This is a genomic window from Thalassococcus arenae (assembly GCF_019104745.1).
GTDB classification, from domain to species: Bacteria; Pseudomonadota; Alphaproteobacteria; order Rhodobacterales; family Rhodobacteraceae; genus Thalassococcus_B; species Thalassococcus_B arenae.
In genome coordinates this window covers 484,352-510,687 of record NZ_JAHRWL010000001.1, presented here as the reverse complement: position 1 = coordinate 510,687, position 26,336 = coordinate 484,352, and the positions used below count along the sequence as shown (strand labels likewise).

General features: G+C 60.5%; 16 protein-coding genes and 1 tRNA gene. 8 read left to right on the top strand and 9 right to left on the bottom strand.

Going from position 1 to position 26,336, the window contains the following annotated elements:
- The 5 genes from urtD to KUH32_RS02485 all read right to left on the bottom strand — a co-directional run bounded on the left by urtD (position 1) and on the right by KUH32_RS02485 (position 5,798).
- Entirely contained in the window at positions 1–741 is a 741-nt protein-coding gene (gene urtD, locus KUH32_RS02505) for an urea ABC transporter ATP-binding protein UrtD (RefSeq protein ID WP_217776490.1), read from the bottom strand.
- A complete protein-coding gene (gene urtC / locus KUH32_RS02500; protein ID WP_217776489.1) occupies positions 738–1,994 on the bottom strand; it encodes an urea ABC transporter permease subunit UrtC in 1,257 nt (418 codons plus the stop codon). Before urtC ends, urtD begins: the two co-directional genes overlap by 4 nt.
- A 1-nt stretch (position 1,995) precedes the next feature.
- Positions 1,996–3,960, bottom strand: a complete 1,965-nt coding sequence (gene urtB, locus KUH32_RS02495; protein ID WP_217776488.1) for an urea ABC transporter permease subunit UrtB — start codon at positions 3,958–3,960, stop codon at positions 1,996–1,998.
- Between the two features lie 70 nt (positions 3,961–4,030).
- Entirely contained in the window at positions 4,031–5,314 is a 1,284-nt protein-coding gene (gene urtA, locus KUH32_RS02490) for an urea ABC transporter substrate-binding protein (RefSeq protein WP_217776487.1), read from the bottom strand.
- Positions 5,315–5,606: 292 nt separating this feature from the next.
- Positions 5,607–5,798 (bottom strand): hypothetical protein, encoded by a 192-nt coding sequence (locus tag KUH32_RS02485; protein WP_217776486.1) that lies wholly within the window; start codon positions 5,796–5,798, stop codon positions 5,607–5,609.
- Positions 5,799–6,762: 964 nt separating this feature from the next.
- Here KUH32_RS02485 and KUH32_RS02480 point away from each other — a divergent pair.
- Together KUH32_RS02480 and KUH32_RS02475 are read left to right on the top strand one after the other, a co-directional pair.
- Entirely contained in the window at positions 6,763–9,492 is a 2,730-nt protein-coding gene (locus KUH32_RS02480) for a DUF3427 domain-containing protein (protein ID WP_254898967.1), read from the top strand.
- 150 nt (positions 9,493–9,642) lie between these two features.
- Entirely contained in the window at positions 9,643–14,775 is a 5,133-nt protein-coding gene (locus KUH32_RS02475) for a RecQ family ATP-dependent DNA helicase (protein WP_217776485.1), read from the top strand.
- A 250-nt stretch (positions 14,776–15,025) separates the two neighbouring features.
- Here the strand turns inward: KUH32_RS02475 and KUH32_RS02470 are convergent, their stop codons facing one another.
- Positions 15,026–17,368 (bottom strand): hypothetical protein, encoded by a 2,343-nt coding sequence (locus tag KUH32_RS02470; protein WP_217776484.1) that lies wholly within the window; start codon positions 17,366–17,368, stop codon positions 15,026–15,028.
- A gap of 2 nt (positions 17,369–17,370) precedes the next feature.
- Complete coding sequence (locus tag KUH32_RS02465) at positions 17,371–18,477, bottom strand: hypothetical protein (protein ID WP_217776483.1); 1,107 nt, start codon at positions 18,475–18,477, stop codon at positions 17,371–17,373.
- A gap of 1,357 nt (positions 18,478–19,834) precedes the next feature.
- Here KUH32_RS02465 and KUH32_RS02460 point away from each other — a divergent pair.
- The 5 genes from KUH32_RS02460 to KUH32_RS02440 all read left to right on the top strand — a co-directional run bounded on the left by KUH32_RS02460 (position 19,835) and on the right by KUH32_RS02440 (position 22,743).
- Complete coding sequence (locus tag KUH32_RS02460) at positions 19,835–20,074, top strand: helix-turn-helix transcriptional regulator (protein WP_217776482.1); 240 nt, start codon at positions 19,835–19,837, stop codon at positions 20,072–20,074.
- Positions 20,075–20,179: 105 nt separating this feature from the next.
- Entirely contained in the window at positions 20,180–21,211 is a 1,032-nt protein-coding gene (locus KUH32_RS18615) for a tyrosine-type recombinase/integrase (protein WP_348541074.1), read from the top strand.
- A gap of 47 nt (positions 21,212–21,258) precedes the next feature.
- Positions 21,259–21,567 (top strand): type II toxin -antitoxin system TacA 1-like antitoxin, encoded by a 309-nt coding sequence (locus KUH32_RS02450; RefSeq protein ID WP_217776481.1) that lies wholly within the window; start codon positions 21,259–21,261, stop codon positions 21,565–21,567.
- The gene (locus tag KUH32_RS02445; protein ID WP_217776480.1) at positions 21,557–22,102 is read left to right on the top strand and encodes a GNAT family N-acetyltransferase; all 546 of its coding nucleotides are present in this window, start codon (positions 21,557–21,559) and stop codon (positions 22,100–22,102) included. Before KUH32_RS02450 ends, KUH32_RS02445 begins: the two co-directional genes overlap by 11 nt.
- Before the next feature lie 62 nt (positions 22,103–22,164).
- Entirely contained in the window at positions 22,165–22,743 is a 579-nt protein-coding gene (locus KUH32_RS02440) for an abortive infection system antitoxin AbiGi family protein (RefSeq protein ID WP_217776479.1), read from the top strand.
- 139 nt (positions 22,744–22,882) lie between these two features.
- On the opposite strand, the gene KUH32_RS02435 is transcribed toward KUH32_RS02440, so the two are convergent.
- Positions 22,883–22,957, bottom strand: a tRNA-Phe gene (locus KUH32_RS02435).
- Between the two features lie 145 nt (positions 22,958–23,102).
- On the opposite strand from KUH32_RS02435, the gene mnmH reads away from it, so the two are divergent.
- Positions 23,103–24,161 carry a tRNA 2-selenouridine(34) synthase MnmH gene (mnmH, locus tag KUH32_RS02430; RefSeq protein WP_217776478.1) on the top strand — a complete coding sequence of 353 codons (1,059 nt, stop codon included), beginning with the start codon at positions 23,103–23,105 and terminating at the stop codon, positions 24,159–24,161.
- Here the strand turns inward: mnmH and selD are convergent.
- Positions 24,143–26,302, bottom strand: coding sequence for a selenide, water dikinase SelD (gene selD / locus KUH32_RS02425; RefSeq protein WP_217776477.1), 2,160 nt, complete (start codon positions 26,300–26,302; stop codon positions 24,143–24,145). The two genes, mnmH and selD, sit on opposite strands and share 19 nt — an antisense overlap.
- Positions 26,303–26,336: the final 34 nt, after the last annotated feature.

The window sequence follows — 26,336 nt, the reverse complement described above, 5'->3', positions numbered from 1 at the left end:
TCACCGGCCAAGATACACCTCGATCACCTTGTCGTTCGACGTGACGTGGTCGATCGACCCTTCGGCAAGGACCGAGCCTTCGTGCAGGACGGTGACCCGGCAGTTCAGGCGGCGGACGAATTCCATGTCATGCTCGACCACCACCACGGCGCGTGTCTTGGCCGCCTCGACCAGCAGGTCCGTCGTGTGTTCGCGCTCGGCGGGTGTCATGCCGGCGGCGGGTTCGTCGACCAGCAAAAGCTGCGGGTCCTGCGCCAGCAGCATGCCGATCTCCAGCCATTGCTTCTGACCGTGGCTGAGTTCTCCAGCCTTCCGGTCGAGCGTGCCCGACAGCCCGATTTCTGCTGCCAGATCGGCCACCCGTTCGGCCTGGGCGCGGGTGGTCCTGGAAAACAGCACGGCGAACGGCCCCCGGTCGCCTTTCAACGCCATAGTCAGGTTGGCGCGCACGCTTTGGTCCTCGAACACTGTCGGACGCTGGAACTTGCGTCCGATACCCGCCTGGGCGATCCGGCTTTCGGACATAGACAACAGCGACACCGCCTTGGTGCCGTATGTCACGCGGCCGCTGTCGGGGCGCGTCTTGCCGGTGACGATGTCCATGAAGGTCGTCTTTCCCGCCCCGTTCGGCCCGATCACCGCCCGCAATTCGCGCGCGCCGATCTGGAACGACAGGTTGTTGATCGCCTTGAACCCGTCGAAGGATACCGACACGCCCGACACCTCGAGAAGCGAGCTCATTGTTCAGCCTCCCTTTCGCGCAGGGCGCCGGGATCGGGGCCAAGATCGGCGCCGTGCCGGTCCGGGCTGCGGCGATCGGTGAACAGATCGACCAGCCCGCCGATTCCCTTGGGCGCGAACAGGGTCACGGCGACAAAGCTGAAACCCAGCAGCACGGTCCACCAGTCGACCCATTTGATCGTGTAGAAACCCAGGTTCAGGTCGGGGGCTTGCCCGCCCGTGAACCAGGTCGAGACCAGCGATACGAAGGCCGCGCCGATCACCGCGCCGTACAGCCGCCCGCGCCCGCCGATCGCGACCCACACCGCCAGGTAGATCGACGCGATGGGCGCGATTTCGGCCGGATTGATGATGCCCGCCTGCGGATAGTAAAGCGCGCCCGCGATCCCCGCGATGATGGCCGTCAGCGTGAACACGAACAGCTTGAACGCTTCGACCGGGTAGCCCAGAAAGCGCACCCGCGCCTCGTCGTCGCGGATCGCCCGGATGACCGAGCCGAACTTGCCCGACACGATCCAGGCGCACAGCAGATAGCCCGCGCCAAGCGCCAGCGCCGACGCCCAGAAGAACCACATCGACACCGCCGATTGCGGCACGTGGCCCAGCCCCGGCAGGTTCTGCAGGCCCGACAGGCCGTTGTTGCCGCGCAGCCCGCTGTCGTTCTGGAACAGGTAAAGCGACAGCGCCAGTGTCATCGCCTGGGTCAGGATCGACAGGTAGACGCCGGTGACGCGGCTCCGGAAAGCCAGCCAGCCGAAAACCAGCGCCAGCAGACCGGGCACCAAAACCACCGCGGCCAGTTGCAGCGGCAGGGAATGGGCGACCGCCCAGATCGGCGGAAATTCCGAGGCGCCCACGACGCCGAAGATCTGCGTGGCGATCCCGTCCGAGATTTCCTGCGGTGTCGGCGGCAGGGGCACGTTGGCCAGGCTGTCGCGGACGATGATCTCGGTCCGGGCATACATCAGCCACATCCCGATGGCGTAGCCGCCGATCCCGAAAAAGGCCATGTGGCCCAGGCTGAGGATGCCGCAATAACCCCAGACCAGGTCCATCGCCAGCGCAACCAGGCACAGGCACAGCGTCTTGCCCAGGGTCTTGACGAACGAGGTCGAGATCACCCCGATGCCGAAGCCTTCGGCCAGGATCGTCACGCCAAGGGTGAACAGGGCAAGACAGGCCAGGAACACCACGACCGACGGGTGGCGTGCGACGAACGGTCGGCGCGGTGCCGAGAGCGTGATATCCGTCATGTCATGCCTCCGCCGCGCGGCCCTTGAGCGCGATGATCCCACGCGGCCGGAACTGGATGAACAGGATGATGAACAGGATCATGTAGGTCTGCGCCGCCAGCGTGTTCGACGGGTTCAGCCATTCGATCCCCTTTTGCAGCGTGCCGACCAGCGTCGCGCCCAGCAATGTGCCCCAGATGTTGCCGACACCGCCGACGACCACGGTCATGAAGCTTTGCACGATGTAGTCCGCACCCATTTCCGAGGTGACCTTGGCATACAGCCCGATGGCCACGCCCGCGATGCCGGCGACGCCCGAGCCGAAGCCGAAGGTCAGCATGTTGATGCGGTCGGGGTTGATCCCCATCGACGCCGCCATGCGCGGGTTCTGGGTGACGGCCCGCACTTCCAGTCCCAGCCGCGTGCGGTTCATCACCAACAGGAAAAGCGCCAGGAACAGCAGCGCCAGCACGAAGATCGCGATCCGGATATAGCTGATCGACACGATGTCGTTGAACACAAGCGACCCGTCCAGCCAGGAAGGCGCGGTCAGCGGGCGGGCCTGGGTGCCGAAGATGTTCTTGGCGATCTGCTGCAGTGCGATCGACACGCCGAACGTCGCCAGCAGCGTTTCCAGAGGCCGGTGGTAAAGCCAGCGGATCACCAGCCGCTCCAAGGCGACGCCCGCGCCGAAGGTGACCGCAAAGGCCAGCGGAATGGCGAGCAGGATGGACAGCGTGTAGTCCGGGACGAACAGTTGCACCACGTAACCGGTATAGGCGCCCATCATGATGAATTCGCCATGGGCCATGTTGATGACACCCATCACGCCAAAGGTGATGGCCAGCCCGATCGCCGCCAGGAAATAGATCGAGGCAAGCGACAAGGCATCCAGTCCGAGATCCAGTGTCTGGTTGATCGCGACCTTGGTTTCGATGCTTTCCAAGACCTCGGCTGCGGCTTGTGCCACAGGGGCAGGTGCGCCGATGTAGCGGTCGAAGAACACATGCGAGGCCAGCGCGGTCGCAACCTCGGCCTCGGTGGCAACGGGCGTGACGACGCCTCTCTCGGCCAGTGCGTCATAGGCCATGTCGCGGGCCGCGATGCTGTCAAGCGTGGCCAGCTCGATTCCTGCGACCGTGCCGTTGTCGATATTCGCCTCGAGCGCGCGGCGTTTGTCGGCGCGGCTGATCCTGGGTTCTGCCAGTCCGGAAGCCACCAGCAGGCGATAGGCCGCATCCTCGGACAACGCCTCGGTTCCCGGTTCGAGAAATCGCGCGATGTCCGCGCCTTCGGGTCGGATGGCGGACGCCTCGGTACGCGTTGCCAGCAACGGGTTCAGCGCTGCGCGGACATCGACGCCCAGATCGCCCCGGAATCCGTCCATCGCGGCGATCCGTGCGGCATCATCCGGATCGAACCGGATGGTCAGAAGGCGTTCGAGACGCTGCTTGCGGGCCTCGAGAACCGGATCGGGTTCATCGTTCGAAGCGGCGCGCAAAGCGTCCAGATGCGACGGTTCGGGATCGCGTTCGATGGCGTCCAGCGCCGTTGCGCGGTTTGCAGGCAACGGGTCGGTCAACTGGAATTGCACGAGCGCCGCACCGATCAGGCCGCGAATGCCGGAATTGGGTTTGAGTTGCGCATAGTCGTCATCGGGGACCGTCCCGATCTCGGCGCCACCCGCGAAATCGAAGATCCGCAGGGTGTCGCGGTCAACCTCATCAGCCCAGACGAACAAGCCGCTGTCGCGGTGCCGCCACATCTGCTTGGCCTGCCATTTCTCGAGAACGGCCTGTGCCTCGGGCAAGCCGCTTTTTGCAAGGGCGTCGATCGCCGGACCGATGGTCTGACGCGAGGATCTCTCGATCACCTGGCCATGGGTTTGCAGGATCTGCTGGATCGGCGCATCCGCCTGTTGCGCCGCCACCGGATGGGCGACGCATGTCAGCAGAAGAACCAGAAACCGGCACAAAGCACGGGTCATTGGCGCTCTCTTTCCGGGGTGTCGGAGGGCGGCGACCGCCCTCCCGTTCGGTCTGAAACCAATCGGTGGATCAGTAGTTCGACTGGATCTGCACGCAGGTTTCGGTCTGGGTGTTGTACATGCCGCAGCCGAGATCCTTCCAATCGGACGTCAGCACGGCCGATTCCGGCAAGAAGTCGGTCCAGGCGTCGCCCGGCACTTCCTCGGTCTGGCTGATGATATCGAACTGGCCATCGGCCTGGATCTCGCCGATCAGGACAGGCTTGGACAGATGGTGGTTCGGCAGCATCACGGCGGTGCCACCGGTCAGGTTCGGGAATTCCTGTCCGTACATCGCGGTGCGAACGGCATCCACGTTGGTCGTCCCGGCCTGCGTGGCCGCGTTCACCCACATGTTGAAGCCGATGTAATGCGCCTCCATCGGATCGTTGGTCACCCGATCCTCGCCCATCCGCGCCTTCCAGGCGGCGACCCAGGCTTCGTTTTCGGGCGTGTCGGCAGACTGGAAGTAGTTCCAGGCTGCAAGGTGTCCGACCAGGTTCGACGTGTCGAGGCCCGACAGTTCCTCTTCGCCCACCGAGAACGCCACGACCGGAATGTCGTCTGCCGAGATGCCCGCAGCCGCGAGTTCCTTGTAGAAACCCACATTGGCGTCGCCGTTGATCGTGCTGATGACACCGACCTTCTTGCCGTCGGCGCCCAGAGCCACCACATCGGCCACGATCTTGGACCAGTCGGAATGGCCGAAAGGCGTGTAGTTGACGAAGATGTCTTCGGCCGCGATGCCCTTTTGCTGAAGATAGCTTTCCAGGATGTTGTTCGTGGTGCGCGGATAGACATAGTCGGTGCCGAGCAGGGCGAATTTCTCGACGCCCAGTTCCTCGAGGAAATAATCCGTCGCCGGGATCGCCTGCTGGTTCGGCGCGGCCCCCGTGTAGAAAACGTTCTTCGAGCTTTCCTCGCCTTCGTATTGAACCGGGTAGAACAGCAGGCCGTTCAATTCCTCGATCACCGGCAGCACGGATTTGCGGCTCACGCTGGTCCAGTTCCCGAAGATCACGTCGACATTGTGCACCGTCAGCAGTTCACGCGCCTTTTCGGCGAAGAGCGGCCAGTCGGAGGCCGGGTCGACGACCACGGCTTCAAGTTCGCAACCCAGAAGACCGCCCTTTTCGTTCTGCTGGTCGATCAGCATTTCCATGGTGTCTTTCAACGTCGTTTCCGAGATGGCCATGGTGCCGGACAACGAATGCAGGACGCCCACCTTGATCGGGCAGGAAACGTCCTGAGCGCTGGCGGGCAGGCTTGCCGAGATCAGGGCAGCGGCGGTAGAGGCAAGTGATTTCTTCAACATCGCGTGTTCCTTTGCACGTCGCGCGGGTCGGTTGCATTGGGCCGGCGATGCGCCCATATGCGTCTCCCACGCAATTCAATTGCGGAGTGCGATGACGTTCAGGGTTCCTAGGCCGGCGTCATCGCACGATCAAAAGGGTGCAGATACCCTCGCGCGATCTAAGTCGGGCCTTTCGGGAAACGACGAGCGTCCCGGTACGTGTGTGTCGCACTTTGCGGAATTTCGATCAAATAAGAGGCTGAATTCCCCGGAGTGCCAGATTTTCCGGCGCTTCGGGCGGGCTCAGGGGCCTTCAGCCATCGCCCAGCAACAGCCTGCACGCGCGCAACTGCGCTTCGGCGCGCCGCGCGGCCCGCGCCGCGATTGCGGCGTTGTTGCCGAACGTGCTTTCGCTCAGCAGTCGCGACTGCGCGTATTTCGCATCGATCCTATGCGCCATGAGTGCGACATCGCCAGCATGTCCGACGGAGTCGAGAAATCGCACGAAACGCTCTCTGTGATCCTCGAATTCATCGACCCGGGCGTCCCGAACAAGCCACGCATGTTCGACCATCGCCGAATAACGACCGGCGCAACTGGCGAAAACGCGAGACAAGTCGTTTGGCGCGGCGCTGGCGAACGATCCCCAAACGAGGCTGGCAAGACAGGCGACAAGAGTTTTCATTTCGCTCAGTATTTCACAGTTCGGTTCATCAATCGCCTGTTTTTCGGTCGTCTCCTATATGCAGATCGGCGTGTTGCAGCGAAAACGCGGCCCGCCGCGCAAGCCCGGGACAAGCCGGAAACCACCGGTAGCAACCCGGCCGGCTGCGCCGCAGCACTCGCGGGTTGCGCAACTGCCCACTTCCGAACACCTGGCCCAAGCCGGATCGGATCCGGACGCAGCGCAATGGCCGGCACAGGACGACTGTAGGCATCAACTCGTGGACAAGGTCTCCGAAGCTCGAAACGATCTCAGCATTACCGTCGTCCATCCGGGAGAAAGACATCCCAATCCTACTTGTCCGCATCCATTCCAGGTCGAGTCGAAATTGATCGCGCGCGCATTCGACAAACGGAGCCATTTCTCGTATGCGGGATATTAGCGGACGAGACGGACGAGTGGTGCCCGGGGCGGCATAACCTATTGTTTTTATTTTAATAAGTTGCGAGGCGGTGGGACTTTTTTCTTGCACAATGTTTATTGGATTTTTTCGGATTTGTGTCCCACCTTTCCGAGGATGGTTGAGGCCGAAAGTCTCCGATCGAACCGGCGCTGCATCGCCCCAGCGCCTGGACATGCCAGCGGCGATCCTTACCAATGGTCTCAGTAGAAAAGATCAATCTGGACGAGTGTGACTGACCCGCGCCTCAACTGCCCGATCTGCATGCACCGTGAGGCCGGATTAATCCCCGCCCCTCGGCATGTGCCCGCATGGGATGACCTGACCGGCCCGGAACAGATGGCGATGCTGGCCAAGGTGGGTGCGGCACTTGGCCGAGGCACAGCCGGTTTCATCGCCTCATCCGATCACGATCATTTCCACCTGCGGGAGGCCAGTGGCGCTCGCCTGACAACCGGCGGCCGCGATCCGCTCCTGCCTTTGCTCGCTGAACGGCTGGACACCGCGCAATCGGTCGACCTTGCGATTGCCTTCGCCATGGACAGCGGCGTGGCCTTGCTCGAGCCCTGGTTCCGCGAGTTGCTGGCACGTGGCGGACGGCTCAGGATCGTTGTGGGCGATTATCTCGACACGACCGACCCGACCGCCTTGGCACGCCTGTTGGATCTTGAGGGTGCAGAGCTGTTTGTGTTCGAAACAGGCGGCCTCAGCTTTCATCCCAAGGCCTGGCTGTTCCGGGCCGCCGATGCGCGCGGGGCGGCGATTGTCGGTAGCTCGAACCTGTCCCAATCGGCGCTGACCGATGGCGTGGAATGGAACCTGCATTCCGAAGAGGCAGCAGACAGCGTCGGAGCGGCCTTCGAGGACCTGCTAGCGCGACCTGAGGTCAAACCTTTGACGGCCGCATGGATCGATGCCTACGGGAAACGCCGCAGGGCGCGACCGATGCCTGAGTTCACGGCGCGTGTTGTTGCCGAGGAAGGCCCGCCGCCAGAGCCTCACACGATCCAGCAGGAGGCGCTTGCGGCCCTTGCGCAGAGCCGATCCAACGGCCACCGCGCCGGGCTGGCCGTGCTGGCCACCGGCCTGGGCAAGACCTGGCTGGCTGCTTTTGACACGATCCATGCCAAGGCGGGCCGCATCCTCTTCGTCGCCCATCGCGACGAAATCCTGACCCAAGCGATGGCAGCCTTTCGCAAAGTCCGCCCAGAGGCCAAGCTTGGCCGCTACACGGGCACCGAGAAAGAAACGGACGCGGAAATCCTTTTCGCCTCGGTCCAGACACTGGGCCGCGTCGGTCACTTGCGCCAGTTCGACCGAGACCATTTCGACTACATCGTGGTCGATGAATTCCACCACGCCGCCGCCCGCACCTATCAGAAGCTGATCGAGCATTTCACGCCCGGCTTCCTGTTGGGCCTCACCGCAACGCCCGACCGGACCGATGGCGCCGACTTGCTTGGCCTTTGCGGCGAAAACCTCGTCTACGAATGCGACCTGTTTCGCGGAATCGATGCGGGGCACCTGTCACCCTTCCACTACTTCGGCGTGCCGGATGACGTGGACTACGCCCAGATTCCATGGCGCTCGGGTCAGTTCGACCCGACCGCGCTGGACGCCGCACTCGCCACCGAGGCGCGAGCCCTAAACGCGTTGGAACAATACCGCAAACGCGCAACCGGCCCCGCGATCGGCTTTTGCTGTTCTATGCGCCATGCCGACTACATGGCGGATTACTTCCGCGCCGCCGGGTTGAACGCAGTCGCGGTCCATTCGGGCCAAAGCTCCGCTCCGCGCGCGAGCTCCCTCGCAGCGCTCGGTCGCGGAGAGATCGACATCCTCTTCGCGGTCGACATGTTCAACGAAGGCGTGGACGTGCCCGAGATCGGCACCGTGCTAATGCTGCGTCCCACCGAAAGCGCGATCATTTGGCTGCAACAACTCGGCCGTGGCCTGCGCCGCGTCGAAGGCAAGGTGCTGCAGGTGATCGACTATATCGGCAACCACCGCAGCTTCCTTACCAAGGTCGCGACCCTTCTGCAGGCCGGCGCAGGGGATCGCTCGATCTCGACCAAACTGGAGGCGCTTCAGGCCGGTGAATTCCAGATGCCGAAGGGCTGCGAGATCACCTATGAGCTCGAGGTCATCGACATCTTGCGCAATCTCCTCCGCCCGAAAGAAGGCGCGGCGGAGCTCGAAGCCTTCTATGTCGACTTCCGGGACCGGAACGGTATTCGCCCTACGGCTGTCGAGGTCTTCCGTAACGGCTTCGATCCTCGCGCTTCTGGTCATGGCGGCTGGTTCGATTTCGTGCGGGACATGGGCGACGCCTTGCCAGAACGTCCTTTCGCCACTCACGGTCGTCTCTTACGCGAGCTGGAACGGCCCAGGGGTTTGTCCCGATCCGCTTTGACCGGATTGCGCGACGTTGTCGCCGGGCGGCAACCGGGCGATGGCGCGTCGGAGCTGGCCTTCAACCCGCACCTGGCGCAGGGCAGCGACGGCTTTCGGCTGGCGCGACCTGACGCTTCCGGGGAGCTGGAACCGCTTGTGCGCGAGTTGGTCGAATGGCGCTTGGCGGAAACGCCCACCCAGCGCGAGGCCGCCGAGCCCTCCGCGACCTTTGTCGGCAAGCCAAAGGCTCTGGAGCTTTGGCAGCGCTACTACGTGCCAGACATCGCCGAGTTCTTTGGCGAAGAGTACAAGCAAAACGTCTGGCGCACCGGGATGAAGGCACTGCCCAAAAAGAAGATCATGATCCTTCTCGCCAATGTCTCGACCCAGGACTTGACCTATGAGAACGCGTTTCTCAGCCCGTCACGACTGAAATGGTTCAGCCAGAACCAGACGCGCCAGGACAGCAAGCATGGCCGGGTCATCAGCGGTGAGGAAGGTCATGAGGTACACCTGTTCATCCGCCGCGGGAACAAGGTGAACGGCAAGGTCAACCCATTCATCTACTGCGGGCAACCCAGGTTCGCCGGATGGCAGGGTGAGAAGCCAATCGAGGTGCTTTGGGACCTGACTTCGCCGGCACCTGAAGAGTTTTGGGCCGAGCTGGGCATTCCCGGCTGAACATTCCCGCGCGTATTGCGCCACTCCGGCAAGGGTGGTTCAGCAAGCCACAGGGAAGGGAAGTGACTGAAACGTCAGCCGTTTGCCTTTGATTTCCCAGATTTGTAATGGATAACCTGAATTGGGGCGAAGGCGTAACGGGACGGGTACTTGGAGGACGGACTACATCCAGAAGCTGCGCACGCAAGCGCGCTCCTCAATCGATGTGTGTCCATCGATCTTGAGATCGATCCCAAGACAAACCGCATCCAGAGTTTCGCGGGTGTCCGGCATGGAACGGAAGAGGCCGTCGAATTCAACCGTGGCAACCTAATTGACGCCCTCTCAAGACTCGACAGCTTCGCGCGACAGGCCGACTTCCTTCTCGGGCACAATTTCATTCACTTCGACGCAAAACACCTCGAAAACACCAAGGTTGATCTCCGGCTTCTCAAGAAACCGATCATCGATACGCTCTGGCTCAATCCGCTCGCTTTCCCTCGAAACCCCTACCATAGCCTGGTGAAACATTATCAGGATGGCCGCTTGCAGGCAGGGCATGTCAACGATCCGCGTCTTGATGCCGAACTGGTGCTGACCGTTCTCGACAATCAGATCAGGGCGCTGAGTGACATCGATCATGTCGATCCTGATACGACCCGCGCATACCACTACCTGACGACGACCCGAAGCGATCACGCTGGCTTCAACGCCGTCTTTGAATTCGTACGCGGTGCCCAGCGACCTAGCCCCGCAGAGGCGCAATCGGCCATTCGCGGACTTCTGCGCGGCGCTGCATGTAGTCATCAGATCGAAACGGTCATCCCCGAGGCAGAACGGAATGGGTGGCCGCTGGCCTATGCGCTGGCCTGGATCTCAGTCGCGGGCGGCGACTCCGTCATGCCGCCCTGGGTGCGGCACCAGTTCCCGGAGGCCAGCCGCCTGGTGAAGCGCTTGCGAGACACGCCCTGCACCGATCCCCAGTGTGGCTGGTGTCAGTCGCAGAATGACCCCAAGGCCCTGCTCAAGCATTGGTTCGGATTCAGCGGGTTCCGTCCGAACCCTGCCGGTCCCGATGGACGTCCCCTACAAGAGACAATCGTCGGCACCGCGATGGCGAAGACCCCAGTTCTCGGCATTCTGCCCACGGGGACGGGCAAGTCAGTCTGCTACCAGCTGCCGGCCTTGTCACAGTTCACAAAAACGGGCGCGCTCACAGTCGTCATTTCGCCTCTTGTTGCCCTCATGGCAGATCAGGTTGAGGGGATGAGACGCCAAGGGATCACGTCCTGCGTCACGATCAACGGCATGCTCTCCATGCCGGAACGGCAGGATGCCCTGAACCAGGTGCGTCTTGGCGATGCGGCGATCCTGCTAATCTCGCCCGAACAGCTTCGCAGCCCCTCGGTCCGTTCGGTTCTCAGTCAAAGGGAAGTCGGCTACTGGGTGCTCGACGAAGCGCATTGTGTCTCGAAGTGGGGGCACGATTTCCGCCCCGACTACCGCTATGTCGGGCGCTTCATCAAACAGTATTCCGGAGGCGAAGAGCCAGCGCCGATCATCTGCCTGACGGCGACTGCGAAACCCGATGTAATCCGCGACATCACTGACCATTTCCGAGATCGACTAGCGACTGAACTAACCCTTCTCGACGGGGGTGCCGTTCGCGAGAACCTGTCTTTCGAGATCGTGCCGACAGACAAGGGCAAGAAACTAGGGGATGTGGTCCGGATCATCAAGGAGGCCCTTCCCCGGCAGGGAACGTCGGGCGCGATCGTTTATTGTTCCACGCGCTCGGCAACTGAACGTGTGGCGGCCTTCCTGAAGGAACGCGGTTTTGCCGCGGCCCATTATCACGCCGGCCTCAGCCCGGAACAGAAACGAGACGTTCAGATGGCATTTGCCGCGGGCGATCTGCGCGTGATCGCCGCCACGAATGCCTTTGGCATGGGGATCGACAAGCCGGATATCCGGCTCGTGATCCATGCCGATATCCCGGGTTCCTTGGAGAACTATCTGCAAGAAGCGGGACGGGCCGGACGTGATCGGGATCATGCCCGCTGCATTCTCCTCTTCAGCCGTGACGACATCGAGCGGCAGTTCAGCCTCTCGGCGCGCTCTCGCCTTGAGCGCAGGGAGATCGGTGCAATCCTAAAGGCCCTGCGCCGTCTTGACAGGCGAACGAAGCAGAAAGGCGAGGTGGTCGCGACCGCCGGGGAGATCGTGCGTGAGGAACAGGACCTCGATTTCCAGCGCGACTCCGCAACCGATGACACAAGGGTGAAGACAGCCGTGTCGTGGCTAGAAGAAGCCGTGCTGCTGCGGCGAGAGGAAAACCGCGTTCGGGTGTATCCGTCGTCGCTTCGCATCCGGACCTTCGCCGAGGCGGACAGCATCATCGCCAAGGCAAATATGACGGAGGGCTATCGGCTCAGGCTTCGCGCCTTCGTTCGGAGCCTTATCAACGCGCCGCCGGACCAGGGGATCTCGACGGATGAGCTCTGTGGCATCTCGGGTTTTTCGTCAGGTCAGATGCGCAAGGCGCTGAATGATCTTGAGGCGCTTGGCATCGCGTCGAACGACACCGCGATCACCATCTTCGTGCATCTCGGCGTGGAGGACTCTTCGCAGAAGCGCCTGTTGGAGGCGAACAGCCTTGAAAGGGACCTGATCGACAAGCTTCGGGAATTGGCCCCGGACCTTGAGCTGGGAGCAAGCTCGACCTTGAACCTCAAGCTTCTTTCGCAGGAATTGAGAGACGCCGGGCATCCAACCGTGCGCCCTGACATCGTCGACAAGTTGGTTCGCGGCATCGCGCGGGACGGTCGCGACGAAAGCGAGGGGATCGGGAGCCTCTATGTCCGCAAACTCGACCGGGAGCACCTGTCGCTGCGCCTACAACGCAACTGGCAAGCCCTCTCAGTGACGGCCCAGCTCCGCCGTCTCGCGGGCCGAGTTCTGTTGACGACACTTCAGCAGGAAGCACCCGACCGGGCGCGGGGCAAGGATATCCAGGTCGAAACGACACTGGGCAAGCTGATGGCAGCGCTGACTGGCGACTTCGAGCTTTCGAGCGCGGTCAACGATCCCACGAAGCTCCTCGACCGCGCGCTGCTCTGGCTCCATGAACAGGGCGTCGTCACACTCGGAAAAGGCATGACGATTTTCCGGCCAGCCATGACGATCCACCTGGCGCCCGGCCCCCAGCCCTTCACAGAATCCGATTTCGAGCCATTGAAGCTGCACTATCAAGAGCAAGTCCTGCAGACCCATATCATGGCCGCCTATGCCGAAAAGGGGCTCGAGTCTGTCCATGACGCGCTGAGGCTTTCGGAGGATTACTTCACCCTCGACCGCGATAGCTTTGTTCAGAAGTGGCTGCCGGGAAGAAGCGCGGAGCTTCGCCGCCAGACAACGCCAGAGTCGTGGCGCAACATCGTTGAATCCTTGGGCAATACCACACAGACGCGGATCGTTGCGGACGAGCGTGAACAGACCAACGTGCTGGTCCTAGCGGGTCCCGGCTCGGGCAAGACCCGCATTCTGGTCCACCGTATCGCCTACCTGATCCGAGTGAAGCGCGAGAACCCACGCGGCATCCTGGCCTTGGTCTACAACCGCCATGCCGCCACTGAAATCCGGCGTCGCCTGTTCGATCTGATCGGCGACGATGCGCGCGGCGTCACCATCTCCACTTGCCATGGTCTTGCGATGCGCATGATCGGTGCCAGCTTCGCGAAACGCGCCGAGAAGGTCGAAAGCGTCGACTTCGACCGGATCATGGCCCAGGCCGTCGCCCTCTTGAAAGGTGAAGGGCTATCACGGGACGAGGCCGAGGCCCAGCGTGAGACCCTCATAGAAGGCTATCGTTGGATCCTGGTCGATGAGTATCAGGACATCGGGCCAGACGAATACGAACTGATCGCTGCTGTTGCAGGGCGCTCGGTCGAGGACGAAGATCGCCGACTGAGCCTTTTTGCGGTCGGCGACGACGACCAGAATATCTACGCCTTCGCGGGCGCATCCGTGGCCTTCATTCGCCGCTTCGAGGAAGATTACAAAGCCCAGCCCAGCCACATGATCGAGAACTACCGTTCAACGGCCAACATCATCCGCGCTGCAAACCAGGTGATCGACCCTGCAGCCGAGCGAATGAAGGCGGTTCACGACATCACCGTCAATCGAGCCCGCAAAGATGATCGAGCTGGCGGCGAGTTACAACGTCTCGACAGTTTCGGCCGCGGTCGCGTCCAAGTCATCAAGGATGCAGGCGATCAATTCAGCCAGGCCGTTCTTGCCGTCGAGGAATTGGAGCGACTGTCCAAGATCGTTCCGCACTGGGACTGGGCAAAGGCCGCAATCATAGCGCGTGAATGGAGCTACCTTCAGCCTGTCCGCAGCTACTGCGAGGCACGGAACATTCCCGTCCAAGCTGCGAACGCAGATGCCCCTAATTTCTGGCGGCTGCGAGAAACCCAGACGCTGGTCAACTGGCTACGGGCTCGAGAGCGATCCGGGCTTGCTGTCTCAGACCTCGCGAAGTGGATGGATCGACAGCCAGAAGGCCCATGGTGGTCTGTGCTGCGGGAAGGCGTAGAAGACTTCGTGCAGGACGTGGGCGATCGCGAAACGGACCGAAAAGACGTACTCGAGTGGCTTGCTGAATGGGGGCGTGACATTCGAAAGCGACAAGCCGGCCTGATGTTGCTGTCCGCGCATCGCGCGAAAGGGCTCGAGTTCGACCATGTCGTTGTTCTCGACGGCGCTTGGGAAAAACGGTCGAAAGGCGAGGACCGAGACGCGGCGCGCCGCCTCTTGTACGTCGCCATGACAAGAGCCCGACTAAGTCTAGCACTAATAGCGATGTCCAACACACATCCGATCCTTGGTAGCCTGAATGACCATGCGTTCCTGATCAGAGGACGGCCGCATGATACACTCGATGTGTCGGAGTGTCGGAAGGTCTATCAAACCCTGGACCCGTCAGAAGTCGACCTGAGCTTTGCCGGTCGGTTAGCTCCGGGCCACGCGTCTCTCCGCGCGATCCAACGGCTAAAGCCAGAAGATCCTTTACTGCTCGTTCAACGTGGCGAGAGCTGGATCATCACGAATTCTGCAGGAGTGCCAGTCTGTAGGCTCGCCAAGAAATATCGGCCATCTGAAGGAAGAAGATTCATTCGCGGGAGCGTCCACGCGATCACCACGCGTTTCCGAGAGGATTCTTCCGAAGACTATCAGGCACAAATGAAGCGGGACGCTTGGAACGTGGTTCTGCCTGAGATTGTGTTTGAGTCGATGAGCTAGAGAAGCGTGGGAGCTCACGCTGTTTTCGGATGGTTTTCCAGCAATAAATTCGGAGTTCAGCCACTCCTCAAGCTTCGCCGGACCGGCAATTACAAGAAGTGAACACAACAGCTAACAAGGGTCAGACGCTCGACACACGCCAGGTAGTGTCTTGGAACCAAACCGGACCTTTAGCTTGGCTCGATGGTGCCGCGGTTGCAGCACGCTTTTGGGACATCCGCAGCGTTGAGAGCATCGCAGATTAGACCGATTATCGGGTTTCGACTGCTTCCGCCAAATGTAGAAGATAACGCCAATCTACTTTCTCGTGCCCCTCGGCGCCTAGCAAACCGCGGAGCCGCCAAGCATAAATCAGCGCAGCCTCGCCACCAAGAACACGATGGGGATTTTCTGCGTTGAGATCCAGAAAGATATTGGACAGCATACTTGCAGTGTCCGAGTTTGATCCTGACACACTGATCTCGCCAGGTTTCAAAGAACGCCAAATCGCCGCTCTCAGCATAGGTTCATTGAATCCAACGTTCTCACTCGTGACTTCCTGGTTGATGACTTCATCGAAGCTCAAATCATGTGACAGGACACTTGAGTTCGGGTTACTGCATCGCCAGGCGTGGACAGCGGATGCCACAGCACATACCAAGTCTGCCACATCAACATCAGCTTCTGTAATCGTAACGCCGTGCTTGGCGTTTGCGGCTACCACTGCGGACTTATCTAACCAAAAACTTCCAGACCAGAAGGGGAAATCATCTTCAGGATTGCGTCGAAAGAAAACCTCGGAACCTCGCAATCCATCACCGCCAGCCTTCATTGCGCCGGAAAGCAGAAGTATTCGTTTCTGAATGTAAGACTCTTGCCAGTCATCTAGCTCGCCTTTTTCGAGGGCCTTCTCATGTGCCCGTAACTCTCGCTTCCAAGGGCAGTCTTCATCAATCCACTTGGGCATAATGACGGTCTCAACCGCTACTATTTTGGTTCGTTCCCGAAAGCCAAGATGGTTGCTGCATTGTGGAAAGAGATTCACCCATTTTTCCTTGCGATCCGAATAAGGCCGAAAGAGGCCTGCAAGGTAAGTAATGTAGGCTTTTGATGGATGGCCTTGGTCTCGAGTCTTCCTAATGGTTTGGGTCAGGTCGTTGAGATTAGCCCCTTCAACAATAATTGATTCTATGAACGTCACATGTTCATTCCCATCAATAAGTGCTTCCTTAATCTGTTGGTGTTCTGAGATTTGGGTCAGGCGTTCTATCTCAATCGTGCTCTTAGGGGTAAACCCGAATACTGCTTTGTGTTCTGAACAGAAGAGTTTAAGAAATTGCTGGTTTGTACTGCTAGGGGTTAGCACAATGGTCGTAGTCGGCTCTTGGTTGGACAACACTGTTCGAAGTCGATCCGCGAATGCGGGGTGTTCCATCAACTTCTGGATGTCCACGTGGTAGGTGTAATGTCGTCCAGGAGATCTGTTCGACGTGCGTCCCTTTCGAGCAATTGAGAAAATCCTGTTTCCAGAATATGTCTCGTAAAACTCCTTTGCTCTTGCGGTCTGTTGAATGACTGAAAATGGCTTTGTGGTCACGCCACGATACTTTGGGATATAAGTGCTAGTGTCGATTTCGATGACTGGCGCACTTCCCACATCAAACGCGTCGGTTGCTCCCTTCAGTCCAAGATTCTCCAAGAAGTCCGCCAACGGATGTATGACGTAACCTGCGCAGGGAGTGCGGTTGAGTTGATAAATAGTGAGAATGCGAGTGTTTTTCTCCGCATCGGCCTGACGAGCCAGTTTCAAGTACTCACCGTGTATGCGGCCACTGGCTGATGCGCTTACAAGAAACAGAACCTTTGTGTCCTTTCCGGCCGCTTGGGAAAAGAGTTCGGTTACGTGCCGCAAATCAGAAACCTTTTGTGGAAGGTACGCACTCAAATACGACCAGGCAACAGCGCCATCACCTCGGTATGTATCGATAAACTTGGCTATCGTGGCAGCAGTTGTCGATATGCTCCAAGTCTCGCAGAGAACGTGATGAACATCTGACAGCCGAGGCAGTGCCCAGAAAGCGATTTTCTCAATGTTGTGTGAATCGTGCTGAACGTTACCCACCCGAAGAAAATAGTCACTGATCTCACCACTCGGTAAACGAAAAAATGCCTGCCGGTCGTGATGAAAGAACACGGACTCGTGGGTCAAGATTCCTTCCATGTCCGACCTTCGAGTAAGCTCAATTACCTCGGTGGTATTTGCTTGGTGTGCAATGCCCGGAGGTTGATATAACGGAACAACCTTTGGTTCGAATTTTTCGCTGTATAGCATCCATTGGCTGGAATTGGGATTGCGTCGATGGCTTGCAGGTGAAAGTAGTTGTTGTCTAACGTCTTCCAGTAACTCTGGGACCGTTGACCAGTCCACCCGACGGTCAAGAGCAAACACTATATGTCTCGGTGCGTTGCTTTCGCCCCGCTTCCTCTCTTCATAGGCAACTGATCTGGCTCTCCGGACCTTCGCTGCCAGTTCTTTTTGAACCGCAACTAGGTCTGATGAATTCGATAACGTGACGTTGAGACGAACTTCTACCACCTTTATTGAATCGCTCATGGTTATGCCGGTACGACGAAAGTGAGTAGAGTACCGCGACTGCGCGATGCTATGCCGACACCGGCAGACTGATTGATGCCGTTGAAGGAGTAGGTGTGTCCGCCGGATTGAATATTGATGAACCCGTTAACGCCAATCATTGCCTCTTGCATATTGGATAAGCCATCGCCCGCACCGTCGATGGAACTAGTTGTCATCCGCCCATTGATGACTTCCCGCAAAGATGCTGAGGGGTCTAAAAGTTCCGGCCGAAACCGCGTGATGTGCTCGATAATTCCTGGCCCATTGTCAGCATACGAAAATACCAGAAAGCGACTCCCTTTTACTTCTTGGCGTTCCAGGTACATATCGATGTAGGTGGCGACAGCAGCGGGCCATTCTTTCAGACGTCCGGGATTCTTTGCTAGTTGACTAATGGCAGTCATTTGAAGGTATTGGATGTCCCCAAAGAAATTTTCTTCGACAAAGTCGAAACTGTGCTTGTTATTGTCGGTCCGAAGGGCATGCCGCGTGGCATTGTCGCTAGCTTCAAAGTGTATTTCTCCCAATGCATCCAACAGGCTCAGCCCTCGACCAAAGATGGGTTCAAAGAAGACTGATTTTCGGGCTGTTTTTGATGAATCGATGTTCGAAGTTGTAGCTTCGTGAATTCTGGTGATTACATTATAAAGAGCATTTCGTGAAGTTTCGGGAGTTCGGTTGTCTATATGCGTCCTAAGTTCCCGAGAATAATTGCTGTCTCCAAAGTGGAATGGCTGAGGTGCAAATAGGGTGTTTTCTGCTTGGTTAAGTTCATCAGTCGGAGAAAACGCCTTCTCAATCCAAAACCCGGAGCGTCGCAGTGCGAAAATAACATCTCTGTAGGATTCGGAGTATTCTGGATTGTCTAACTGATTGAGCGTCGAGAGAATTCGGTAGGCAAGGAGCTTTCGCGAAGCATCTGCTTGGGTTTCTGCTACGAGTTCATTTGCTAGACCAAAGTAAAATTCGGGCGACTCCGACACGGCGCCAGAAAGCTCGATGGTCGCTCTTATCAGTCGGTCGAATTGATGAAAAGGATCGCCACGCTTCCCAAGAAACCTCGATTTAATTTGGCTTGCATTGGGCATGATGGGACCCCTTTTGATGTATCTCGAAAGTCGGGGAAATTTTCCGACGGCGTCCTCCGAACAGTTTGATTTGGACCTGATCCGGCGGCGCGGTCAAGTGTCATGGGCTCTATCGGTTGGTCGATGGTCATCCATCCATCTACTTTGCGCATCCGGATTTGACTCGTGGCGAATAGTGCCCACTGAGATGTCTGCTTTGTCCGAATTGCCGTCGTTCATAGCGCACACACAGCGAACTTCCCGGTCCCGCCCAGTGCCTCGTGAAAGCGCCGGGTACAGCTGAAGTTGCCGCTAAGTCGGAAACTTCATCCCCGTTGATCGGATCTCTGACTTACCCTTCAAGCGGGGCCCCATGCTGAGACAGGCAAGCAAGGAAAGGGAGATGCCCCATGTCTGCGAGAGAACCTAGACGGCGATGGCAGCATGAGTGCCATGCGCTTGGCGTAAATGAGAGTCCCGAGCGCAAGCTCGCGACCTCGTCGAGGCCCTCCGCCGGGGGCCACGGGAGCCCATGTCCACCTCGAACCGTCGAGCCTTCTATTGACGAAAACGGGTACTCAATCGGCGGCTGTGGATCAGCCGATTGGCTCGAGACGGGGCTTTCAATGAACAAATCGGATGCAGAAAAGAAGCAGCCTAGCGGTAGTGCTTTGGCAACAACGCTGCACCCCAGTTGCGCTTTCTTTGGAACACTTCGGGCGTTTTGAACGGTTCGGTCTGACAATCAGCCAAACCAACTGGCCGCACCGCACGGCATCGAAGCCCAGGATGCAATGGTGAGCAAACGGCAAAGTAGAGGTCCTAGGACTGCAGCGCGAAGGGAAAAGGGCAAGACAAAAGCGCCTGCCACGAATGCCGCAAGTCACTGACGCGACTGGCGTTTTCGCGTGCATGCAAATCGGTCGTGTGCAGGTTTCCTGCAATTTCGCAGTATTTTCAGATCACTGGCATGCACAGTGCGGAATCGTGCTCTTGGCGGTTGCTATGTTCAAGGGGCGAGAACTCCGAGCATCGGGAGTTGGCATCTCGCGCTCAACAACGGGAGCGCGAGATGAAAGAGATGCCGCATGGCCACCTCAAGTTGCTGTTGTTCGGAGAGATTATCCGTCGCAATCACAAGTCTATTGATGCATCAATAGTACCAACCCACTGACTTGATAATGTTTTTCGCGCGGCACTACGCCGATCCCACGACAAAATGCGACTACGCCAGCACACCCGGCACACCGCCCTGAAAGCCGGAACCCGCCGTCCGCCTGTCATTCCCCGCCACAGGCCTACCCCGCCCGTTCTCGGCTTCGTTCCTCCCTGCCTTTCCGGCATCCTCGGGATACCCGAAACCCAAACCCATCGCCCCATGCCCAAGCGCCCCGCCATCCTGCCGCCCACGCTCGCGCCCCGCGGTCTCTCACGGACCGAGGCGGCGGCCTATATCGGGGTCTCGCCCACGCTCTTCGATCACCTCGTCCGCGACCGGCGCATGCCGCCGCCCAAGCGGATCAATGCCCGCACCGTCTGGGACCGGAAAAAACTTGACCGGGTGTTCGAGCTGATCCCTGATGGGGATCACTCCGACCACAATCCCTGGGACGACTGACGGCTGACGAAAGGCAGCGCGTGAAATGCCCACATTCAGGATGAGAGACGGCTCGGGCAGCATCCGCCTGAAGCACGTCATCGAAGTACCGACCGGCACGGGAACGTGCGCATCTACCTGCGGCGGCCCGGGCACCTGAAGGTGCAACTGCGCAGCCAGCCGGGGACGGAGGACTTCCTCGCCGAATACCGCGCCGCGATGATGGGCGCGACGCCACGCGCGCCCGCCGGGCCGCTCGAGCGGCGCGGATCGAAGGGCAGCTTCAAATGGCTCTGCGAGCGGTACTACGTCTCGGCCGAATACCAGCGGCTGAGTGGCCGCACCAAGTATGTCCGACGCGGCATCCTCGACCGGATCTGCGAGAAGAACGGATCGAAACCCTACGCGCTGATGGAGCCTCGTCATGTCCGGCGCATGCGCGACGAGATGGCGGACCGGCCCGAGGCGGCCAACGGCTTCGTCAAGGCACAGCGGCAGGTCTATGCCTTTGCGGTCGAGTGCGAGCTGGCGCAGCGCAACCCGGCCCGCGACGTGCCCAACCTCAAGGCCAAGGGCGACGGGTTCCATTCCTGGACGATGGAAGAGGTCCGCCAGTTCGAGGAGCATCACCCGATCGGCGGCAAGCCGCGGCTGGCGCTCGCGCTCATGCTCTACACCGGGCAGCGGCGGTCGGACATCGTTCGGCTCGGGCCGCAGCACATCAAGGACGGCTGGATCACCCTGACCCAGGCCAAGAACCGCGACCGCAAGCCCGTCACCCTCTCCATCCCAGTCCTGCCCGAGTTGAAGGCCGTGCTCGACGCCACGCCCACCGGCAACCTCGCCTTCCTCGTCACGGCCTTCGGCAAGCCCTTCACCTCGAACGGCTTCGGCAATTGGTTCCGCAAGCAATGCGACGACGCCGGGTTGAAGCACTATTCCGCCCACGGTCTGCGCAAGGCGGGCGCGGCGCTGGCGGCCGAGAACGGCGCGACCGAGCGGCAGTTGATGGCGATCTTCGGCTGGACGACTATGAAGGAAGCATCGCGCTACACCCGCGCCGCGCGCCAGAAGGTGCTGGCGGCGTCCGGAATGAAGCTGTTGTCGCGGGATGGGGGCGGGCCGGGAAGGGAGGACGGTCGAAACAGAAATCCTTGACATGTACGGCGTTATACCGTACATACTCCGCTCAAAGGAGATCGACCATGTTCGCCATCACTTCAGTCAGGCAAACCCCGGGCAAGATGGAAGCACGCAAGGAATTGCGTATGCATCGCACGGATGAAGAACGCATTCGCGCGGCTGCGGCAGCGACCGGATTGCAGGAGGCCGACTTCATCCGTCAGGCCGCTCTTCTGCGCGCGCAGGAGGTGGAGCAGCGTATGTCTCTCTCCGTTCTGCCTGTCGAGGCGTTCGACGCGTTCAGGGCCGCCGTCGAGACCCCGGGGAAGGTCGTGCCCGGACTGGCCCGCGCGGCAGATGCGTCGAAAGGCCTTCTGAAGGATGCCGGCTGATACTCCGGCGGACCGGCCCGCACTGACCATCGCGAAATTCGACAAGGCGCTGCATGACCGCAGCGCCTTTTCCTGTGGCTTCGCACCTATCGACAACTTCCTGAAGTCCTCCCTGTCAGACCAGATCAAGGCTGGTATGGCCGCGGCCTGGATTGCGACTGCAGAAAACGATACCGCCGTGGTTGGCTTCTACACGCTGGGAGCCCTCGCGGTCCGATCCGAATTCGGCCCGAAAGCGTGGCAACGCGCACGAGTGCCCGACGTTCCGGTCATCTACATCCGCGCCATCGCGGTCAGGCAGGACATGCAAGGCAACGGCCTCGGGACCGCCCTCGTCATCGATGCAATGAAACGGTGTATCGGCATCGCGGATCAGATGGGTGCCGCCGCCATCGTTCTCGACGTGCTCGAGGACGAACACTTCGACCGTCGCTGGCGCTTCTATGAAGACCTTGGTTTTCGGCCACTCGGCGATCCGGATAATCCCAAGCGCGTGTACATCCCGATGACAGATGTAAGAGCGACGCTTGGATAGCCGCATCAATACAGTTCCCGGGCGCACAACTCCCAAATAGTCAACAACGATAGGCATTCAAAATGAGTGATTCAAACTTTGTAGCGCATTTCACCAAAGGTGAGGGCGAAACGCCATTTGTACATTTGGTTTCAATCTTGACCGATAGAAGGCTCATCGCTTCAAGCATTCCTTGGACAAAGAACCCTGCTGTCTGTTTCACCGAGTGCCCTTGGTCAAGCTTGCTCAGACACGTTGGAAATTATTCCTCTTACGGTGTCGGCTTCACAAAGCCTCATGTGTTCGCCGCAGGTGGTGGCCCTGCATACTATGTACGCGCCGACCATTGGGAAAAGCAGAACTGGGACGAGCATGTGAAAACCTTCGTCACCCCGTTCTGGCCAGCCTATAGGCCAAAGGGCACCAAGTTCTCCAGCCCGCTGTCCGGCAAGACCATCGACTACGCGCACGAGCGGGAGTGGCGCGTACCACACGACTTCTTGTTTCAACTCGATCAAGTGCAGTTCGTTGTGCTTCCAAGCTACGAAGAGATGGCGCGGTTTCCCAAGGAACTGAAGGACGGCATCGGTCGTCAAAAGTTCATTCTGGTTGATGTGTATCGTCACATCGAAACGCTCTGGCCCACACACATCACAGATTGACTGCCGTCGACGGAGCGATTTCGTGCGCCGGAACGCGAACGCCTCACGAACAAAAAAGTCCCACTTTTGCCCAGGCGCGCAAACGGTGGGACGATTTTTTCCTGTAACTCATTGATATCATTAACACTAAGAGGTGCTTTGGTGCCCGGGGGCGGAATCGAACCACCGACACGAGGATTTTCAATCCACTGCTCTACCCCTGAGCTACCCGGGCACGGGTGAAGGCGGCGCCTTCGGGTGGGGGCGGTCTAGCCGAGGGGCGGCAGGCTGTCCAGAGGGTTTTTCGCGACGTCGGCGGGTGCGGACGGACGCGTCGGTCGCGCTGGTGCGCCGCTGGGGCATGTGGCATGTAACGGCGCATGCAAAAGACGTTTTCCGGGATCGGCGCGTTCCTGTCGCACGGCTTCGATGCCGTGATCGATGTCCGAAGCCCATCCGAGTTCGCCGAGGATCATGTACCCGGCGCGATCAACCTGCCGGTGCTCGACGACGCCGAGCGCGCGCGGGTCGGCACGATCTACAAGAAGGAAAGTCCGTTTCTGGCCCGAAAGATCGGAGCGGCGCTGGTTTTTCGCAATGCATCCAACCACATAGAAGGGCCGCTTGCCGGTCATGACGGCGCCTGGCGACCGCTGGTCTATTGCTGGCGCGGCGGGCAACGCTCGGGCTCGTTCGCGTGGATGTTGCGCGAGATCGGCTGGCGTGCCGAGACGGTGCAGGGCGGGTACAAGAGCTATCGGCGGCTGGTGGTCGACCTGATGCATGGGAAAAGCCTGCCGCATCGCCTGGTCCTTCTAGGCGGCAATACCGGCACGGCAAAGACGGCGCTTCTACAGCATCTTGAAAGGCGCGGCATTCAGGTTCTTGATCTCGAAGACCTCGCGCGGCACCGCGGATCGCTTCTGGGCGCGCGACCCGGGGGGCAGCCCAGCCAGAAGGCCTTCGAAACTGCGCTGGCGGTGGCCGTGCAGGCGCTCGATCCTGCCCGTCCCGTGGTCGTCGAGGCCGAGAGCAGCAAGATCGGGACATTGCTGCTGCCGCCGGCGCTTTGGTCGGCGATGAAGTCCGCGCCCTGGATCGAGGTGTCGGCATCGTCCGAAATGCGGGTGCGATATCTCGATCGCGCTTATGACGACATCCTTTCGGACACGGAAGCCTTGCGTGCCAAACTGGCGCCGCTTCGGTTTCATCGTGGTGCAGCCCTGGTCGACGAGTGGATGGCGATGATCGGGCAAGGCCGGCGCCGCGATCTCGTCGCCTCGCTGATGGCCGATCACTACGATCCGGCATACCGCAAGGCGCGGTCGGTGATCGCGCCGCGCATTCTGCATGCGCTCGACTTGCCCGGACTGGACGATGCCGATCTGGAACGCGCCGCCGACGACCTTGCCGCGGCGCTTCAGACGATGGATATCTGACCCGTAGTCCCCGTGATGCGTCCGATCGCGGCAGCGCCGTAGCCCGCCTGTCTCAGGGCGCTCAGCGTGTCGTCGGGATCGCCGGGGCAGGCGGCCAGCAGCCCACCCGCGGTTTGCGGATCGAACAGCAGATCATGGCGCGGTGTGTCCGGCAGCCAGGGCAGGGCGGCGCGGTTCTGTGCGAACAGCGTCGACCGGGTTCCGGCCCGGGCCAGAGCCAGCGCACCGGGGAACAGAGGGACCGCGTCAAGCGCCAGTTCGGCACCAACCCCCGAGGCCTCGCAGATGTTGAGCAGGTGGCCGGCAAGGCCGAAACCGGTGATGTCGGTCATCGCATGGGCGTGTCGCAGCAGGTTCGCGGCGCGGCCCTGATCCTCGACCATCAGGCGATAGGCGGCGGCCACGTCTTCGCCTGCAGCGGCGCCGGTCATTTCAGCGGCCATCAGCACCCCGGATCCGATCGGTTTCGTCAGGATCAGCGTGTCGCCGGGCCGGGCGCCGGCCAGGGTTAGGGGGTCCGTGTCGCACAACCCGGTCACCGTGAACCCGATCGTCAATTCGTCGCCCAGCGTGGAATGCCCGCCGACGATCTCGGCACCGGCGGCTGCCATGACCTCGGCTGCCGCTTCGAGAATCTCGGAGAGGCTGCGCCGCGCAAGCATGTCCGACATCCGCGGCAGGATGATCGAGGCGAGCGCGGCCTGCGGCTGCGCACCCATGGCCCAGATATCGCCAAGCGCGTGATGGGCTGCGATCCGGGCCATCAGCACGGGGTCTTCGGTGACGGCACGCAGGTGGTCTGTCGACAAGACCTGGCGCACACCCCCCAGGCTGAGACAGGCGGCATCGTCGCCGGGCAGTTTCAGGGTGTCGTCGCGCGTTCCCGACGGCAGTCCCGCCAGCGCTTCGCGCAAGCTGGCGCGTCCGACCTTGGCGCCGCAGCCGCCGCACATCGGCTTGGGTCCGACCGCCTCCCGCAGCCCCGCCGCGCGCGGCCAGGGCAAGGGCTTGGATTGCATCGCCGGCAGGTCGCGGAACTTGTCCATGAACGACCGGTCGATCGAATCCTTCCATCGCCACAGCGCGGGGCCCGCCAATGTCAGGCCGAAACGGTCGGCAAGCGCCGACTTGCCGCCAAGCGAAATCAGCTTGAGATAGTCCCGTTGCGGGCGGTATTGGCGCATCCCCCCGGTTTCGGCGAGTGCCGCGCGCAGGTTGTCGAACAACACCGGCGCCTGGCGGACGGCGTAGACACCCGCCTTGGGGCGGGGATTGTCGTCCATATGGGCGCAATCCCCCACGGCGAAAATGCGCGGATCGGAACTGCGCAGCCGGCCGTCGACACGGATGAAACCGTCGCGCAAAGCCAGACCGGTCTTGGCCAGCCAGGGATAGGGTCGAGCGCCCGCCGCGCCGGTGACGAAGGATGCCCGAACACTCGTGTCGTCATCGAGAACCACACCCTCGGTGGTGATCGCGCGGATTTCCGCATTTTCCTGGAGGTTCACGCCTTGCACCGACAACGCGTGACGAAGCCGCGCTGCCGATCTTGCCGGCAGACCCGAGAAGGCGGTGCCGCGCTCCAACAGGCGCACCTGCGCGGGGCGGCCTGCGTGCCGCATCCTGTGGGCCATGGCCATCGACAATTCCGCCCCGGCGACCCCCGCGCCGATCACGACGATATCGGACGGCGCCTTCGATGCCACGAACGACTCCCAGGCCATGGCGAAGGCGCCCAGAGGTTTTGCGGGCACCGCATGTTCCGCAAAGCCCGGCAGGCCGGGCATGTCCGAAGTGATACCGATATCCACCGACGCGATGTCGAAGCCCAGGGCCGGCCGTCCGGGAACATGGATCTCTCCACCGGCCAGGTCGATGGCGTCGACCGCTCCCAGCACGAGCCGCGCGTCGGCGAAACGGGCCAGGCGCACCAGGTCGATATCCAGCGCATCCCGCGGGTAGTGGCCGGCGACGAAGCCCGGCAACATGCCCGAATAGGGCGCCGTCGGCCCGGGATTGACCAGGGTCACACGCACACCGGGCAATGGTTTCATGCCCCAGCGACGAAGCACCAATGCATGGGTGTGACCACCGCCGATCAGCACGAGGTCGCGGGTGAAGGGCAACGGGGGCTGGCGCATGTTCATGTCCTTTCGCATGCCGCGCTTAGCATGC